This is a genomic window from Chryseobacterium aurantiacum (genome assembly GCF_003020585.1).
GTDB classification, from domain to species: Bacteria; Bacteroidota; Bacteroidia; order Flavobacteriales; family Weeksellaceae; genus Chryseobacterium; species Chryseobacterium aurantiacum.
Map to the genome: position 1 here is coordinate 1046611 of NZ_PXUE01000001.1, position 18797 is coordinate 1065407.

Annotated in this window: 7 protein-coding genes; 4 read left to right on the forward strand and 3 right to left on the reverse strand. The window is 36.9% G+C overall.

Going from position 1 to position 18797, the window contains the following annotated elements; all coding sequences use genetic code 11:
- Positions 1–10: 10 nt before the first annotated feature.
- The 3 genes from C7D53_RS04765 to C7D53_RS04775 all read right to left on the reverse strand — a co-directional run bounded on the left by C7D53_RS04765 (position 11) and on the right by C7D53_RS04775 (position 10441).
- On the reverse strand, positions 11–7051 hold the full coding sequence (locus C7D53_RS04765; RefSeq protein WP_106915219.1) for a type I polyketide synthase: 7041 nt from the start codon (positions 7049–7051) through the stop codon (positions 11–13).
- Between the two features lie 928 nt (positions 7052–7979).
- Positions 7980–8993, reverse strand: coding sequence for a glutaminase A (glsA, locus tag C7D53_RS04770; RefSeq protein ID WP_106915220.1), 1014 nt, complete (start codon positions 8991–8993; stop codon positions 7980–7982).
- Between the two features lie 95 nt (positions 8994–9088).
- Positions 9089–10441: a hypothetical protein gene (locus tag C7D53_RS04775; protein ID WP_162926078.1), complete on the reverse strand. Its 1353-nt coding sequence runs from the start codon at positions 10439–10441 to the stop codon at positions 9089–9091.
- Between the two features lie 509 nt (positions 10442–10950).
- Here C7D53_RS04775 and C7D53_RS20840 point away from each other — a divergent pair.
- From C7D53_RS20840 to C7D53_RS04790, 4 genes are all read left to right on the forward strand, one after another.
- Entirely contained in the window at positions 10951–11124 is a 174-nt protein-coding gene (locus tag C7D53_RS20840; RefSeq protein ID WP_162926079.1) for a hypothetical protein, read from the forward strand.
- Positions 11125–11184: 60 nt separating this feature from the next.
- Entirely contained in the window at positions 11185–12357 is a 1173-nt protein-coding gene (locus C7D53_RS04780; protein WP_106915222.1) for a hypothetical protein, read from the forward strand.
- Positions 12354–13172: a tetratricopeptide repeat protein gene (locus C7D53_RS04785; protein ID WP_106915223.1), complete on the forward strand. Its 819-nt coding sequence runs from the start codon at positions 12354–12356 to the stop codon at positions 13170–13172. Before C7D53_RS04780 ends, C7D53_RS04785 begins: the two co-directional genes overlap by 4 nt.
- A gap of 499 nt (positions 13173–13671) precedes the next feature.
- Positions 13672–18576, forward strand: a complete 4905-nt coding sequence (locus C7D53_RS04790) for a PKD domain-containing protein (RefSeq protein ID WP_106915224.1) — start codon at positions 13672–13674, stop codon at positions 18574–18576.
- Positions 18577–18797 lie beyond the last annotated feature (221 nt).

The window sequence follows — 18797 nt, forward strand, 5'->3', positions numbered from 1 at the left end:
GTACAGAGGTTTACCAATTGTTTCCTGACATGATCAGCACCTGGCTTTCAGTTCCGTATTTTATCTCGTTAAGGAAGATTTCCTTTCCTTCATCCAATGGAATTAGGGAAATACCTCTACGTTCATATTCTGTTTCAAGGGTTGATGAAACCATTCCGGCACCTTTCCAGGGTCCCCAGTTGATGGAAATCACTTTCCCTTTTAATTTTTTGTTTAAAGCATTGGCATAATCATCCAATACACTGTTGGCTGCAGCATAATCCGTCTGACCTTTATTGCCATATACGGATGCTATACTTGAAAACAATACTACAAATTGACAATCTGTACGAAGTTGCTCAGCCAGTACACGTAGGGGCTTCACTTTGGTATCAAATACACGTCCGAAAGAGGATGTTGTCTTTTGCTTGAACAGTTTATCCTCTAAAAGACCTGCTCCATGAATAACTCCGTCCAAACGATTGTACTTTTCATAGATACTGCTGATCAGATGGCTTAAGCTTTCTTCGTCACAAAGATCTAATGATTGATAAATGATGGTGTTTCCAAGCGCTTCCATATCACGTATTGTGCGTAGAATCTGATTGTTTTTGAAGATTTTTGTTGTTTCTTTTTCTATTTCAGCAGGAGAAGTGAATTTTCCGGATTTGATCAGAAATGCTCTGATTTCCTCTTTTGTTTTCATTCCTTCGAGTTCTTTTGCCGGAACTTCATTTCTTGGATCCGCAGATCTTCCTACCAGAATATAAGTACATGGATAGGCTTCAGACATGTGTTTTGCCAATTCTGCCGTGATTCCCTGTGCACCTCCCAATACCAAGACCACTGATTTCTGATCTAATTGAATGTGAGCTTCATTTAAACTTGTTGACAAAGGTGAGGGGATAATGTCTACTCTGTGTCTTTTTTCGTTTTTATAGATTACTTCAGCAGGTTTATCATTCGTCAATATTTCCTTTAAAGTAATTTCAGCGATGTGGTCTACTTCCTGAGGTGTACTTAAACTGATTAATCTGCAAGTGGTATGGTCAAATTCTCTTGCTAAGCTTTTGAAAAGCCCCGGATATCCTTGGTGATGACGTAATATGCGGGCATCCGTTACTTCCTGAAGATGGGCCGTAATATCAGAGATTAAATATACCCATTTTGCTTTGTCAAAATCCAGTTTTTTAATCAAATCAACATGATCAATAATGCTTGGTTTATCTGTTGATGAGAATAAATCTAACATAATTAATCCGTCAAAATTTGAAAGATCCTTTTCCGTATCTACCAATTCTACGATGGCTCCATGTTTTTCCAGTTCGCTTTTGATCGCTGAGGTTTGCTTGTTTTCATCCTGAGTAATGGCAAAATGTTTTCCTTGCAAAACTTCAGTATTTTGTACTAAAGAAGCGTCTGTGGGAGTGATATCAAAACGAAGTCTTGATAGCCCATTATTTGTAGGCTCAGGAGTAGTGATTTCCTTTACTTCATCTTTTTTTTCGTTGGCTTCACCGCTCATTTCACTGATCCAGCTTGCTAATCCACGAAGTGTTTTAATCGCTGCCAGTTTTTCCATGACATCATCAGCTTGTTCAAGGTTCTCTCCAAAACCGATCTTGTTTTTAAGATCTGCTATGATCTCCATACGTTTGATGGAATCGATACTAAGATCTGCTTCTAAATCTAAGTCTAACCCTAGCATCTCTTTTGGATAGCCTGTTTTTTCACTTACGATATTCAGAATGGCATTTTGAAGATCTTCTAGTGATAATGCTGATGAAGTTTTTGGTTTTGAAGCTGTTGTTTCAGCTGTTGCTCCCTTTTTTTCAGGAGTTGTTGTCGGCTCTGCACCCGAAAATTCTGTAAGCCACGAAACCAATCCACTTAGGGTTTTTATCCCTGCTAATTGTTCCATAACGGTGTCTTCGCTGGCATTGCCGTTGGATAATGTTCCCAATTCATTACGAAGAGTTCCGATGATCTCAACTCTTTTGATAGAGTCAATACTCAGGTCAGCTTCAAGATCCATTTCCATGCCCAGCATTTCCTGTGGATATCCTGTTTTATCGCTTACCACCTGTAATAATAATGATTTAATATCTCTTGTTGGAGATGGTTTCACAGCAACTGCAGAAGCAGCTACGGCAACTGTTCTTTCCTGATAAACGGGTTGTACAGGAATAGTACGTTCCGGAGCAGGAGCCTGCATTGGGGTGTTATAGACAGGCATTGGGTTTACCTGAGGATTCTGTCCCATAAAGGAAAGCATCACATCACGCTGTGCCTGTATCATTAATTTCATACTGTTCAAATATTCCTGCAACATACGTTCTGCTGTAGATAAGCTTTCCGGTGCAGGGGGCTGGGTATTATTAGTAAAATTGTTCATGGAAATAGGGGTTAAAATGGGTAGTGCACCATTGGCAGGCAGTGTGCCTGTTGTCGGATGTGCAGCTTGTCCGTTAACACGCCAAATGGCGGGGCTTTTCTTGTAAAGTTCAGGCTGATTGATGTCTATAAGCTGAACACTTCGGCCATCGAAAAGTTTTTCAATATTGAAGATGCGCCCTGTTCCTAAATATTGAGCCAGCATGCAAAGCAAATGGGTAAATTTATTACGGCTGTTGTCTTCAACATATAAGGTCAACTGATCTTTTTCAATGCACGATTTTGCCAGTCCGGTAAGAACTTTTCCGGGACCTACTTCAATAAAGATTCTTGCTCCATCGTTATACATCGCTTGCATTTGCTCCACGAATCTTACGGGCTGTACCAAATGATCAGTCAGTCTTTCTTTGATTTCTGATGGGCTCGACGGATATACCTCTGCTGTCGTATTAGACCATACAGGGATCTGCATTTCCTGAAAAGGAACGTCTTTTAATACATCAGCATATAGACCTTTGGATTTTGCCAAGAGAGGGCTGTGGAATGCACAGGCAACTTCAAGTTTCTTAGCAGAAATGCCCTCTTGTTTAAGGACTTCCAAGAGTTTGTTAATTGCCACTGTACTTCCTGCAATAACACATTGAGCAGGAGCATTGAAGTTAACGGGATAGCATCCTTCTACGTTAGCAATAATCGGCTGTAAACGTTCATGGGTAGCACTTGCTGCCAACATAGAACCCGGATCTCCGCCTTCTACTGAATCTAAAATAGACTGGGCTCTCTGGATACTTAAATCTACCAATTGATCCTCTCCAAATACACCTGCAAAACATAAAGCAGGTAATTCACCATAGCTATGACCTGCCAGCATGTCCGGAATAATTCCTAATGTTTCTAAGAATTTGGCTAATGCCAGATCAACAATTCCTAAAAGAGGTTGTGCTAAACGGGTATCCTTAATGGTTTCCTTTTGCTGCTTTAAATCAGCCTCATTAAAAGTTTTTGATGGGAAAACTACTTTTTCAAGTTCAGGATAGTCATCAATAAGCTTACGCATGGCCGGAAAAACGACAAATAAGTCACGGGCCATATTGATTCTCTGGCTCCCTTGTCCCGGGAATGTGAATGCTACTTTTCCTTCTTTTTTATTAACGGTGAAAGTATCTTTAGTCTCTATTCCAAGCAATACTAATTCTAACTTCATCATCAGATCCTCAGCGGTATCAGCAACAATACTGAACTGAATTGATTTTTCTGAGCTGATGCTTAAACTGTAAGCAATATCTTTTAATGGAATGCCATCATTAATTTCCAATAAAGCTTTGATCTGACTTGATTGTCCTTTGGCTTCTTCATAAGTATCCCCACGGAATACAAATAGTTCTGAAGGCCATGACTGCATCGCAATAGAATCATCTTGTTTTGGGTGGTTGGCAATGACCGTATGGAAGTTTGTTCCTCCAAATCCAAAGGCACTGATTCCTGCATAACGGTTCTTTTCAGTCCATAATCCTGTTTCTGAATGAAAAGAGAAAGGACTGGTTTGTGCGTTGTAATAAGCATTAGGTTTTTGTAGGTGAAGGGTTGGAGGCTTTACACCATGGTAAACTGCCAGGGAAGCCTTGATTAAACCAGCCAGTCCTGCAGCACACTTGGTATGCCCAATCTGGGTCTTCACAGAACCTAAATGAGTCTGCCCCGGTAAAGCACCAGAACGGCTGAATAGATTCGTTAAAGCGCTTAGTTCTGTTTTGTCTCCAACAACAGTTCCTGTACCGTGAGCTTCTACCAATCCTACAGATGCAGCACTGATTCCGGCTTGGGTATAAGCGCGTTCAAGAGCTCTTACCTGGCCAATTTTTCTAGGGGCCGTCAATCCAAGGGCTTTACCATCACTGGATCCGCCAACTCCTTTGATCACCGAGTAAATACGGTCACCATCATTGATGGCATCTTCATATCTTTTTAAAATAAGGATGGCAATCCCTTCTCCAAGGGCGATCCCGTCTGCATCACTATCAAATGTTGCACATCTTCCTTTTCTGGAAAGTGCGTGGGTACTTGAAAACATAAGGTAATCATTGATTCCGTTATGTAAATCTGCTCCACCGGCAAGAACCATATCTGATTTGCCCAGCACGAGCTCCTGGCATGCCAGGTCAATTGCTGCCAAAGAAGATGCACAAGCTGCATCTACAGTAAAGTTTCTTCCTCCAAGATCCAGACGATTCGTAATCCTACCTGCGATTACGTTGGCTAAGATACCCGGGAATGAGTCTTCTGTGGTATGGGGGAATGCTTCCTTTACTTCTTCATGAAGTTCACCAAAAACTTGCTTATAATATCCTCTGAAACTATAGCTGTTAGCAAGGTCATTACCTCCTTCAGCACCTATAATTACAGAAATGTTGTCTCTGTTGATATGCTTTTCACCGTATCCGGCATCTTCCATTGCCCGTTTTGCAACCAATAATGTTAACAATTGGGTAGGTTCAATGGCCGCAAGGGATTGTGGTGGAATTCCGAACGCCAGTGGATCAAAATCTATTTTCGGGATGAATCCGCCCCATTTGGAATGGGAAACATCCGGTCCGTCTGAGTCTGGATTGTAATAAAGCTCCTTGCTCCATCTTTCATCCGGAACTTCTGTCACACTGTCTTTTCCAAGAATGATATTCCTCCAGAATTCTTCAAGATTTTTAGCTCCCGGGAAAATACATTCCATTCCGACAATAGCAATGTCCAATGGTTTTTCGCTTGATACCGGCTCTTCCGATAATGTAGCATTTTGTATATAATTGTAATTATTTATGCTGACATTCTGGTGAAGTTCTTCAAGGGAAAGAACTTTATTGTGCATTGTTGCAATCTGTCCTATCATGTACATTCCAAGGTCAAGCTGATTATCTTTTGGGATGTTAACCAATTGATCTCCTTGGCGCTCTATACCTTTAGCAGCAATTCTTAAACGCCCTACGTTTAGTTTTTCCAATTGCTCCCATACTTCTTTCTTATCTGCTCCGGCTGCTAAAAGCTTAGCTTTTTCGGTATTGAAATGATGTGCAAAAGCTGTATTTAAACAACGGGTTTCGTGCCCGGGTGCTGTTTCTAATAAAACGGTATCCTTGGCCTGCATAGCCTGTAGCTGGAACTCTTCCTGAATAGCACCGGTTTGTACGGCTTCCTGAGTATAGAGATAAGCAGTACCCATTAGTACTCCTACTTTTACCCCTCTGGCAGCCAATGGAGCAGCCATAATAGAAACAAAAGCGGTTGAGAAGTCATTATGGATTCCACCTGCAAAAAATACACTGATATTTTCCGGATGGTCTTCTTTTAAGATTCGTTCAATTTGCTTTTCCCAAAGAACCATGCTGGATAATGGACCCACATGGCCACCACATTCACGACCCTCAAAAATAAAATTTCTGGCTCCTTCTTTGAGGAAAATATCGAGTAGGGCAGGAGATGGAACGTGCAAGAATGTCTTTATTCCTGCTTTTTCAAATATTTTGGCCTGAGCTGGTCTTCCTCCGGCAATCAGAACTACAGGCGGTTTTGCTTCAAGAATGTATGAGGTTTGTTCTTCTCTTAATTCCTGAGGAGCAAATCCTAAAATACCCACCCCCCATGTTTTGTTTCCTGCAAGCTCTTTAGTTTCCATTACTAAGGATTTTGCGGAATTACCTTTTAGTAGTGATAATGCTACAAAAGGCAAGGCTCCTGCTTCTGCTACGGCATTGGCAAATGAGGGAACGTCGCTTACACGGGTCATTGGTCCTTGTGCAATTGGATATTTTAGACCAAGTTCTTGAGCCAGAGGATTATTTTGGTCAATCACCTGAAGAGCTTTTGCTTGTTTTAAGTGGCCATACATGGCTTCCTTAAAGGCAAAAGTCATTTTTTTCAGCGTTTTGAATTCTTCATATAGATCTACGGCCAACGAAATATCTTGCCCCATAGGGATATAGCTTTTGCTAATGTCAAGACCTGTAAAGTATTCCTTAAGTTCTTCACCATTGATATTCTCAGCCAGCACAGGAGAGTTAGGCCTCACAAGTACACGATGGTTAGCAATGATTTTAGTTTCTGTCCCATTCAGTTTTGAACATACATCTTTGATATCCTTAGGAACAGAGCTTTCCGGAAATAAGGCAAGCTGACTGTCCAAAACAATACCTGTTGCACCCAAGGCTTTTACAGCAGCAGCAGTGTGGAGTCCTATTCCTCCTTGTACCCATACTGGAATGCTTTGAATTTCTTTGATAATGCGCTGAAATAGTACAAATGTAGATTCATAGCCAATCTGGCCTCCTGCTTCATTTCCTTTGATAATAATTCCTTGCGCTCCGGATTGTTCAGCTTGTAGGGCTTCTTCCAGACTGCTTACCTGATAAATTAAGGTAAGGTTTGGGTTCTGGGCCATCAACATTCCTGCTGGAAGAATCGCAAAGGTCACTTTCTCAGGAATCTGAAGCAATGTAAGTTTTTCGTTAGAAATATAGATACCACAAGACGGTATATCTAATTGGGCAAGTCGACATAAGGCTTCCTCGGCAGGCGCCAATTCGTGTCCCAAACTTAGAACGGGAAAGATACCTGCCTGATGCAATTTAGGCATAAGGTTGACATCCGGCCTTTCAAAAGGCGTTAGTCCAATAATGGTTAAGTTTTTCATGGCGTGATATGTTAGTAAGAAACTTCATAAAAATTCATAACTCTTTGAATTAAAGAGCAATGTTCTCTTATGAAATCATAAAATTGGTTTTATTGTATTGTTAATTATAAAGATTTTTTGTTGATTATTTATCAACAAGTTTAGATCGTCTCTATAATTGCTAGAGATAAAGATGTAATCCGGCTTTTCAAAAGGCATTAGCCTAGTAAGGGTCAAGTTTTTCATTGCATTTAGTGTTAAAATATTAATATGTTATTTTATTACAAAACATTAATACAATAGCTATAATTGCTTATTATTTGTTATGAATGAATAAAAATAATAAAATTATAATATATCTTTAACCATAAATGAAATTTAATAATGATTTTTTAACAAAAAAATATTGATTGTTCAAATGCTATTAAAGTATGTGATTTATTTTCTTATTCATTGTAAACATGCCGGCACAATCTGTGTAATTATAATTATAACTAATTATAGTTAAAGAAATGTTAAGCAAAGATAGGAATAAAAAATAAAATATTTCAAAAAGTAGAGATTTGTTTTTTTTATATTACGAAAAGATAACATAAATAATTACCCTTTAAAATCCATAAAAAATGGATGCTGTAAATTGGAAAAAATGATTATCAAATTTGTATTAAATTGATTTATATGGTATTATTAACCATTGTGGGAATTATTTCACTTTCTCAATGGTGAATTGTTCTTCGCTAAGGAGTGAATTAAAAAAGAGGTAACTTTATGAAAGAGTATTGAAATTATTAAGGAAATATGAAATTCGAGCATAAAAAAAGCAGCGAAAAGCTGCTTTAATTTATAAAAAACGTTAAAAAATAATCATATTATGGAGTTTCCACGAGGGAATTGGTTGATCCAAATAAGTTAATTTTCCGGTGTTGAATATTTAATGGAGTAAGTGAAATTAAAAAATACTCAGATTATACTGTTTTACAAGGTCTAAAATCATATGATATCCCGCCAATGAATTTCCATGTTGATCTAATGCCGGACTGAATACTCCGATACCCATTTTTCCAGGAACACTTACTGTAATTCCGCCGCCAACTCCGGACTTGCTCGGAAGGCCTACTGTTCTTGAATATTCTCCACTGAATTCGTACATTCCTGCAGTCAGCATTTGGGATTCTATCAGTTTGGCAATTTCTGAATTTTTATAGGTAGAGTCTCCATCGAAGCGAACGCATTGATTGGCAAAGAAATATCCGATTTTAGCCAGATCTTCTGCGGTTAGTTCAATGGAACATTGCTTAAAATAGTTATCCAGTTGATCTTCATTTCCGGAAATCAGGCCATTGTTTTTCATCAGATAGAACATTCCACGGTTACGATGCCCTGTAGATTTTTCGGATTCATAAACAGACTTGCTGTAATCGATGGTAGAGTTCTTGGTAATATATCGAACCATATCCAGAATCTTAAGGAAAGGTTTTTCTCCATCTCCGGAGATGAGAGAAGTGGTAAGGATTGCTCCTGCATTCATCATCGGATTAAGTGGTTTTCCTGTTGTTTCTAGGTTTGAAAAGTGATTAAAAGGTCTGTCAGAACCAAAATAACCCATTTTATCAAAAACATTGGCTTCACCTTTTTCGTTTACGGCAACCATTAATGCAATGATCTTGGAGATACTCTGCATAGTGAATTTCTTTTGAACATCACCGGAATTAAAGACTTTACCATTTTTATCTACTACTGAAAAAGCAATTGCTTTAGCATCCATTTTCCCCAATTCAGGAATATAGTCGGCAACTTTGCCCTGCGTGTAATATGTTCTGTTTTTTTCCAGAATACTACTTAAGGTTTTTTCAGAAATTGTTGAAATATCTGCTGCTTTTTGGGCATATATTACCGTATTTAGAGATAAAAACCCTGCAATAAGAATTCCTTTTGCAGAAAATAAAAAGCTATTTTTTTTCATGTAGAATGTTTTCGAATAAAAGTTTAATGATAAGCTTCGAAAAACAAAGATAAGATATTTCTAATTTTTGTGGAGAATTCTTCTTAACCTGAAATTTATTTTACTAATTCAAAATCTTTGTAGAACAATCTTCCATGTAGTTCAAGCATATGGGTTTGGTTATTTTCTATTTTGCCATCCACAGTATTGATATAATAAAGAGTATGTTTTTTATTGATAATGATATTTCTATCTTTTTGTGTAAGGTTTTTAACTATTTTGAGTTTATCATTCTTTTTAAAATTACCCATCAGTAAGATCTGTTCAGAGAAATTTCCCACATGAAAGATTGCCGGTGTGTCTTTGGAAAGTATTTCTATTTTTTTTATCAAGTTCTTGCAGTATTCCAGTTCCTGATCCTCATAGCCCTCATTCACAAATATAATTCCTTTAAGATCAACTTTCTTTGTGTTGATATGAATGAAAAAGGGAGAAATAAGTAATCCATATAATACAAACTTCATCAGTTTCTGATCTAATATATTTTGTAAAAGAATAAGTACAAAAGGTATTGAGGGAATTAAGTATCCTGCTTCCAATGGGTATTTTATAAAGAAAATCAAATTTGATAATATCATTATAATACAGAATAACATGAAATGATCCTTTTTTAGATTTTTTATCTTTTGCACGCCACCTTTGAAAAGTTGTATGATTAAGCTTAAGAATAATACTGCGATTCCAATAGTTCCATATATGTGAAGTGTTCCTAAGCTTAGTAAAGTAGGGTAGGAAACTTCTGAAGCTCCGGAGCTTTGCAAAAAATGAGTTCCGTATTTCAGAATAACAGGTAAAAAGAAAATACCAACGAAGAGTAGGGAGAGTATTACAAACTGAAAAACCTTCTTGACCTTTTGTCCGGTAAAGTAGTAGCTGAGGAAAAGAAATGCGGGAAAGAAAATGAGGTTGTTAAACCTTGTACTCACAATCAATCCAAAAAATAATGCGGCCACCCAGAGTTTTTTGTTCAAAATAGAGTAAGCGCTTCCGAGTAAAAAAAACAAAGACCAATTATATTCCATGGCTACAGTGCTATTAATATAGATAACCGGGATAAAAGAGAATGTTATGGAAATGAGAAAGGAAAGCTTTATTCTAAAGAATTCCAGTATTCTGAAAAAATAGAGGCAGCAGCCAGCAGTAAATAGAACTGACAATAAATTGATACACCAATAAGGATAGTCATATATTAAGGAATAAATAAATTCTGAAAACGGGTACCCGGGAAATCGTGAAACATTATAAATATGTTCTTCGTTCCATATTTTTCCGGTATAGACTTCTCTCCAGGCATCTAAGTCAGAACCCAGGCTATTGAAAATAAAAGGCAATCGCGAAAGCACTACCACTAAAGTTATTATGACTTCTTTAAGATATCTGGGCATTGTTCCTGTGCTTTTTTTTCGCAAAATAAGTTCTTTTTACTATATAAAGTCAATAATTTTAGATTTATCTCCTGATACTGGAGGCAGTTTTACATTTTAAACTGAGAGAAAAGCATATCTCTGCACAAAATTATTATCGTCAATTTTAAATTTTCTCATTTCTTTTTAGGGTAGAATGAGTGGTTTTTATTTTTTTATATCCCTATGTATTTCATTGCATTATGAAATTAAATAGAAATCTAAAATCTATTTTCGGGTTTTGAGTATCATTCTTATTCTATTTTACTCACCGTATTTTGATAAATATGAGGTTTATTTTTAATTTTTTAGGATTAATTTTTTTTAATTAAATTTTATTTTTATCGTGTAATGCGTTGTTTTTCATTGGATTAATTGTTTTGTTATATATGGATTTATAAATTCATACATACTCCTGTTTGATAAAAGTACTTACCCATCTATATTTGAAACAACAATTTTGTTAGCGGAAACCGAAAAGCTTATAGAGTAGGAATTTTTTAAAAACAATTACAATGAAAAAATTAACACTAGACGACTTTAAGAAAAGAGCAGAGTCTATGGATGGGAAAAAAGTTTTATCAACTATTAAAGGAGGACTTGCAGGACCAGATGATTGCCATGGTTGTCCAACATTGGAAGATAAAATTCGTGCAGTAATCAATGATGAATTAAAAGGACAAAACTAAATAACAAGGACTGTTTTTACAGTCCTTTGTTTTACATAAACAGTAAAATAATAAATAAAGATGATAGCATTAATAGAAAGATTAGCATCAGAGGGAAATCAAAAAATGCTTGAAGCAATAAAGTTTTTGCTTTATAATGACAATGGAGATATTTTTGAAATTATTGATTTTGAGAATGATTCGATCTATAAAGAGCCATTTTTATTTACTTATTTTAATGTTGAAGAATTTACCAATCTGGATTCAGTACTGTTTCCTTATTGCGACACCCAGGATTTGAAACTAAAAACAGATGCTTACGGTAGGTTTTATATTCCACAAAAAGGATGGTTTACTACCAACTGCATTTCTGAAGAGATTACAATCTGTAAACCTGATTATGAAGTTTTCCTAAACGGTGACAAAATTGAAAGTGTTTATGAAGGTGTTGAATATCTGGATGATACTAAAATTGAACTTCTGAAATATCCATTACCTTTTCTGGAGCCTCTTTTTACAGATGCAGATTCTCAGGTAGTGCCTGTTGAAATCAGTACGGTAACACAGCAGCAGAGAAAAAACCTTGCAAAAGCGTATCAATTTATAAAAAAATATAATCCTGAATGCTTTGAACTGCTTGAAAAATTTGCCTTTAAGTGTGTAGTTTTCAATACTGATTTTATGAATAAGAATTCTTTTTCTCATAAATATGCTCACGGGCTTACTTTCTATAACTCTTATCAGGAAGATTATGATGAAATATTCTTTATTGATGATATTTCCCATCAGTCTGCCCATGTCATTTTAACCAATATGCTTTTTGAGAATGATAATTTCTTTAAAATTGATAAAGAAACATCATTACAGGAACTATTAATAGGTAAGAATATTGATGTTGTAGAAACCAGAACGCTGGAGGTGGTAGTGCATGCATTGTTTACTTATTATTTTATTTTTGATAACTTAGATAAGCTGTATTCAAATGTAAAGTTAAATTCCAGACAGGAGCATGAGGTGCTAGGCAGGATTTCCATATACATTCTTAAGTGCCAAAATGACTTATTGTTACTGGAGCATTTATTTGGAAAAGATGAAAATATATTTTATGAATATGGAATGCTTATTTTTACAGAGATGAAAAATAAATTATTGGAAATGAAGACTAAATACAAAGAAGTTTATCAATCCTATGATTTCAAGGATCATCCCTATAACTTTACCTATCAACAATTTGCTGAAAAAAATCCGATATGAGAATCCTCTTTTTGCTTTCTTTCTTTCCAATAATCATGTTTTCACAAAGTAGTACCATGACAAAGGACTTGAATGAGGCACAAAAGAAAGTCTTCCTGAATCTAATCAGGGAAGATTCCAAGGTTTCTATTTTTTCTGTTCAGCACCAGCAATATCTGGATTCTATTCTTGCTATTTTGCCTAAAGAAGCTTTTTTCTGGCAACAAAAGGCAATGCCCTTGTTCAAGCAAAAAAAGTATGAACTTGGGATGATGTATCTGGACAAAGCTGTGGAGCTGGACAAAACCAATCATTATAAAGAATATCGTGCATTCATAAAGTGTTTGTTTCAGAAAGATTATATAAGTGCCTTGAATGAATTTAAGGAATTGTCTAAGGAAAATGAGAATGGTGCTGTGATGGATCATCCCTATGGATTTTGGATGGGACTTTGCTATCTGCAACTGAACCAGTTTGATTTGTCCAGGCAGTTTATGGAAAAAGCGGTTTCATTTGGAAGAAAGTATAATGTGGTAAATCCGTATGAAATGTTTTATTCAGGAGTCATAGAGTATGAGACAGGAAACTATTCAAAGGCAATAGAATACCTTGATATTTCATTGAAGCACTATAAGGGTTTTGCTGATGCAACATATTATAAAGCTTTATCCTTAGCCAAACAAAACAAAGGAGAAGAAGCAAAGGCTTTATTTCTGGAATCAAAGGAAAGCTTTGAAAAAGGAATCTCATTTAATGAAGGCAATTCTTTGTATGAAACCTTTCCCTATCAGGTTTCAAGGTTTACGTATGCTTATTCAGAGAAATTTTTCAAGTAAATTATTAGTTATAATAGATTTACGGGATTCCATTCTTAAATTTTAAAATAGAAGATCTTTTTTCGAATTTTAACTTTCCTTACGATCTAAACTTATACCTAAACACGCTTTTCAATTCTCTTTTTACCATTCCGGGTAGATTATTATTTCAATAGATCCATTTCATAATTGAAGTTAACTGTTTTGCTTTTTTGTGTGAAAATTTTATAACATTTTTCTTTTAATTATTTCAATTTCGTGTTTTATCGCATTAATTTGGTTAAATTTTTTCTTTAAAACAGCTTGAAAAACAAAAAAAATACACTGATTTCTTTTAAGAATGAAAAATAAATTGATCTTTATAGATAACTATAAAGGGCGTGAAATAACATATAAGCATGAATATAGGTATATTGTTGATGTTTAGTGTGTAAAATCTGTATCTTTTTCACTATTAAATGATTTTTGCGTTATTTTTTTTATTAATTTCCAAACGAAAATTAATACATTTTTAATAACCATGAAAAACACCACTTATTTGGGTAGGCATCACATTTTTAGATGGCTACTACTGTGTTGGCTTTTAGTACCGTGGGGACTACAAGCTCAAACATTAACCCACCTTACCTGGAACTCTCAAGTCGGATGCCAGGAATTCCGGGGAGAGAAAGGAGAAGATAACAACATCATTGGTTCTGCAATGATTAAACCTGGCGAGTGTGTCCGTGTCTGTGCGGGCAGTACAGTAAGGTACAAAGTAGTTGGCGGAAGTATTTCCAGTATACTATGGAGTGCCCCTGGAGGAACTTTAACAGTTGTTCCCGGTACTGGAAACACTGAAGCAGACGTCGCTTGGGGAAGCTCAGGAGGCGGTGCGATACAAGCAGTAATAACGTTTACCAACGGAAATACTGAAACCCAGAACATCTGTATTGAAAAGATCAATACTCCAATTGCGGAGTTCAAACTGATGAATCTGGAAAAAACAGCATGTAAAAATACCGAAATTCATTTTGATAATCTTTCTCAACAGAATGGTGGGGCTGATATTGTCAATTATTTTTGGGAATTTGGGGATGATAATAATACGACTTCAACGGCTTTTGAACCCTCATTTACTTATACTACTGCGGGACCAAAGCATATCAGGTTAACGGTAACCAACAAATGTGGATGTTCTCATACTTTTAAAAAAGATATTGAGATCCTTGAAGCTCCCCCTGTGCAAATTAACTGTGCCTCTGTTGTATGCGAAGGCAGTGTTGAAAAATATAGTGTGCAGGACGGATGTGAGAAAGGAGAGTGGGAAGTAATTGGAGGAGCAATTGTAAGCCATAATGGTAATGAAATTGAAGTGAAATGGGATCATGTAGATCCTAAGGATGGTTTTGGATATGTAATGTACAGATCTGCTTGTGCTTGTCCAGAATGGACTACCATTAAAATTCCTGTAATTTTAAAGAAAGCAGAAATTTTGGGAGAGGCTGTAGTATGTGCTAACACACAGTACAAATATTCACTTCCTCAGTGGCCAACGACTAAGATTGATTGGAATGTAACGGGGCCAGGAGCTGGTCAGTTGACATTCAATCAACAAAGAAATGAAATCCTTTTCACAGGATCGCAGCCGGGTGTTTATACACTTACCGCTAAATATTTTAATACTTTATTATTATGTGGTGGCGAGGCTATAAAAACGATTGTTGTTGAGGAGCCGGTAGTAATAAGCGGGGGAGAAAGTGAAATTTGTAAAGGAGGAACCCAGACATTTACGGCAACACCTAACGTGCCTGTTGTTTGGGCTGTAACTTTAGGCGGGGTATCAGTACCTGTAACACAGCCGATAGGAACAACACCTTTTACATATGATTTCCCAGTAGCCGGGTCTTATGTAATTACTGCTACTAAGCAAGGAGGAGGTTGCGAAAGTAAACCACTTTTTGTTAAAGTAATAGAAACTCCAAATGCACCTTCTGGATCCATTGTAGGAGAGAGAACAGTGTGTCCTGGAAGACCGTATGTTTATACACTTAGTACAGTTGATCCAGGAATGGTACCTGTATGGAGCGTTACAAACGGTACGATCCAAGGGAGCAATGCCGGTGCTTCGGTAACGGTTATATTTAATGTGGGTGCTACACCATATGATATATCTGTACGTAACAGAACATTGGGAGTGGCAGGTTGTCTTTCTTCTGGAATAGGAATGAAAATTAAGGCAGTAGATCTTAAATCTATCACCATTAGACCTAATCCGGGACCTTTCTGCCCGAGTAGTACGCAGACATTCATTGCTAATCTGAATGGTATTGTTCCTGACTTTATGGAATGGAGCTTTGATAGTCCTAACTTCGGAAGTTTTGCATCAGGACAGGGAACTTCTGCTATTACTGTAAATTTAAATGAAATTGCAGGTTCACCGAATCCTACTTATTTAAACCTAAAAGTTACGAAGTGTGGACAAACAAGAACTATTAAAATTCTTGTAACAAAATTAGAGCTTCCTGTAATAAGCTTTACAAATGTTGGAAAAGTTTGTTTAGGTTCTGATCTTACGTTCACTGTTAATCAGGGAACTATTACTTCAGCAACAGGTGTAACTTTCACTTTTAGTAATGGATCAACTCATCCGGCTAATTTTGATGCATCCGGAACCTATACTTTCCCAAATAACGGATATATCCAGAATAATACGGGAGTAGATATTTCTCAGTTGGTAACGGTATCTTACAGCGGAACAAACGGATGTAGCTACAAGCCTACTGCAACAGCTAACTTTACTATACTTCCTGAAACGATCATTACGATTTCACCAGTATATAATATTATCGTTTGTGATCCGGGGATGCTTTCTTATTTACTTACAGCAAACAGTTCTACAGGACTTACCAATATTGTTGAGTGGCAGTGGCAACATGACGGTGTAGATATACCGGGTGCTAATACTGAAGCTTACACTATTTCAGGGGGACCTATATTCGGAGCCTACAGAGTAAGAGCCAAAGATATCAACGGTTGTGTTGTTTATTCACAAAATGTGAATGTGATACAGTCTTGTGGAACAGGTACTGGTTGTACAGCGCCTCCTAAGGTATCATTTACTCCACAATGGACGGCTTGTAATACCATTAAGGTAAATAATCTAAATGCTACCATTCCTCCAGATGAAATTCAGTGGGGGTCTGACAGCGTGCTTACTTTGGTGAGTGCACAAGGATTGAATACAGCTGAATTTAATACTAATCTTGCAGGAGCGCATGTTGTTACTGTTCGTCTTAGATACGGTTCATGTTGGTACAGTTTCAATAGAGAAATAAAGAAACATTATGAACCTAAGTTTAATATTACTCAGGTTTGTAATGGAAATGGGTACAATGTTACTTTGTACAATAGTTCTACGATATTTGATATCGCTCCTGGTGATATTGTATATTCATTCAGCGGATCAGGGCTGCCTGTTCAGAACGGACAAACAGCTACTTACAATAATCTAGCGCCGGGTACATATACATTTACTATGACGATGTCTGCACCGTCATTAGCAATACCTCCATGTACCGTGACGAAGACTATTACATTGAAGCCAGTTCCTAGTACGGGCTTCGTGGCTCCTGCTTGGCTTTGCGCAGGTGAAGTAGCTACTTTCTCTCCGGCAAATTATGACCCAGCTAATACATATACATGGTATTTTGACGGAACTTCTTATGTAGCTCCGGGACAATACTCTTATATTACATTTAATACTGCGGGGCCAAAAAGCATCAAATTAGAAGTTGTAACTCCTCAGGGATGTCGTTACACCTCATTAGAGAGAAATATTAGTATATTAAGTGCTGATTTTGGAGGGAACCTTTCTCCATTAAACTTCACAGGTTGTGAAGGAAGTGCTCAGCCTATTGTACATAATCCAACATTAGGTTTCCCATCAGCTTATGTATGGATGAACGGTTCTGTACAAGTGCCTGGAGCGCCTAACTCAATGTCTTTCACTCCTACACAGTCAGGAAGCTATTGGCCGGTACTTATATCTGCACAAGGTTGTAAAGACTTTAGTATGAGCCGTAATCCGGCAATAGTAACACTGAAAAGTGCACCATTTGTTAGTATATCAGGAAAATCCAATATCTGTGCAGGAAGTTCTGTAACATTAAACGGTATTGTAACTGATAATACATTGCAATATCAATGGAGTAACGGTTCTTCTGTAGTAGTGCCTTGGACATCAGCGCCATATCCAATTAGCTATACTACACCAGGATTGGCAGCGGGTACTTATAACTATACCCTAGAAGTTCGTTATCCTGGAGTTGGAGGTTGTGTTGCATCTAAAACATTTACTGTTACTGTTAGCAATCCACCAGCACAGCCTTCTGTGTCTTATTTTAAAGAAAGCTGCCAGCCATACAAAATCAGGTTAACTGCATCAGGACCAGCTACAGGAGAATATAACTGGAGTAATGGAATGACCGGACAAACTATTTTTGTAAATGAGGGCGGTGTATATGAAGTAATCTATACAGCACCAAGTGGTTGTAAGGTATCTAATCAGGTAACTGTACCATTAAGTATCGAAAGCTTGATGTGGGTATTCCCTACAGGTTGCTACGATGAGTGTAGAAGTAAAGATCGTTATATCTTAGGTCCAAAAGGTGTTTTTGATTCTCATCAATGGCAGCTGTTTGGAACTTCTATCCAAAGTGGACTTAATGATGTTATCCATCCATTATACTTTGGTGCATTGGGAACTTACAATCTGCAGATAGGACATTTTGGATGTACATTCAAGTCAGGTCCAATGAACTATTTCCCAGGTAAAGAATGTGGAATTGAAACAGAATGTAGACTAAGTGCTGAAATTGTATCATTCAAATGGGATGGAGATCATTATAATGTTCACGGAAGCATATTCAATGGTGGTAACCAGCCGGTAACCCTTACAGTTTCCAGTCTTAATGGATATGGTACTTACTTCCCATCTATGATTACGATTCCGGCAGGAGGTACTTATGACATGAATGCTAATCCAATGGTTTTCTATCCAAATGCTAATTTCCCAGGAGGAAATGATGATATTTTGTTTATGGGTCAGGAAGATTGCAAGTTTGTTGCTCAGGTTGGTGTTATCGGTAAAGATGCTCCTACAAGAACCGAAAGAGTAGTAGGTGTTACTTCAGCTTCATCTCTGAAAATAATGCCAAATCCTGCAAAGGAAAAAGTGAAAATCTCATATAATACTGGCAATGAGAAAATGCTGGCAAAACAGGTTACAGTTTTTGATGCCATGGGCAATATCAAATTCCGTAAAGAAGTGAAAGCATCCTCCGGTGAGGTAGATGTAGAAGTTTCTGACTGGTTGCAGGGTGTTTACATTGTTATTGTACAAACGGGTGACACATCGCTGCAAGGCAAACTGATTAAAAATTAATCAACTATTTAAATAAACAGTGTTCTCTTCGGAGGACACTGCTTTTTATAATAAAGCTGTTTAAACTTTTTTATTAAACCACAAAGGATATACAAAAGCTTTTTAAACACTTAAGCTATTTAAGTGATATACTTTGTGTATAAGGAAGGACACTCAAGTTTTGTTGAAAATCAAAGATTTTCATCTTATGTGAACTTAATTGTGCCGTATTTCCTTACACT

What these genes read in the sequence shown, in the direction of transcription:
- C7D53_RS04765 (WP_106915219.1), bottom strand. Translation starts at nt 7,051, where the DNA reads ATGAAAAACTTAACCATTATTGGACTAACGCCTTTTGAAAGGCCGGAT.
- glsA (WP_106915220.1), bottom strand. Translation starts at nt 8,993, where the DNA reads ATGAAAAAAAATAGCTTTTTATTTTCTGCAAAAGGAATTCTTATTGCA.
- C7D53_RS20840 (WP_162926079.1), top strand. Translation starts at nt 10,951, where the DNA reads ATGAAAAAATTAACACTAGACGACTTTAAGAAAAGAGCAGAGTCTATG.
- C7D53_RS04780 (WP_106915222.1), top strand. Translation starts at nt 11,185, where the DNA reads ATGATAGCATTAATAGAAAGATTAGCATCAGAGGGAAATCAAAAAATG.
- C7D53_RS04785 (WP_106915223.1), top strand. Translation starts at nt 12,354, where the DNA reads ATGAGAATCCTCTTTTTGCTTTCTTTCTTTCCAATAATCATGTTTTCA.
- C7D53_RS04790 (WP_106915224.1), top strand. Translation starts at nt 13,672, where the DNA reads ATGAAAAACACCACTTATTTGGGTAGGCATCACATTTTTAGATGGCTA.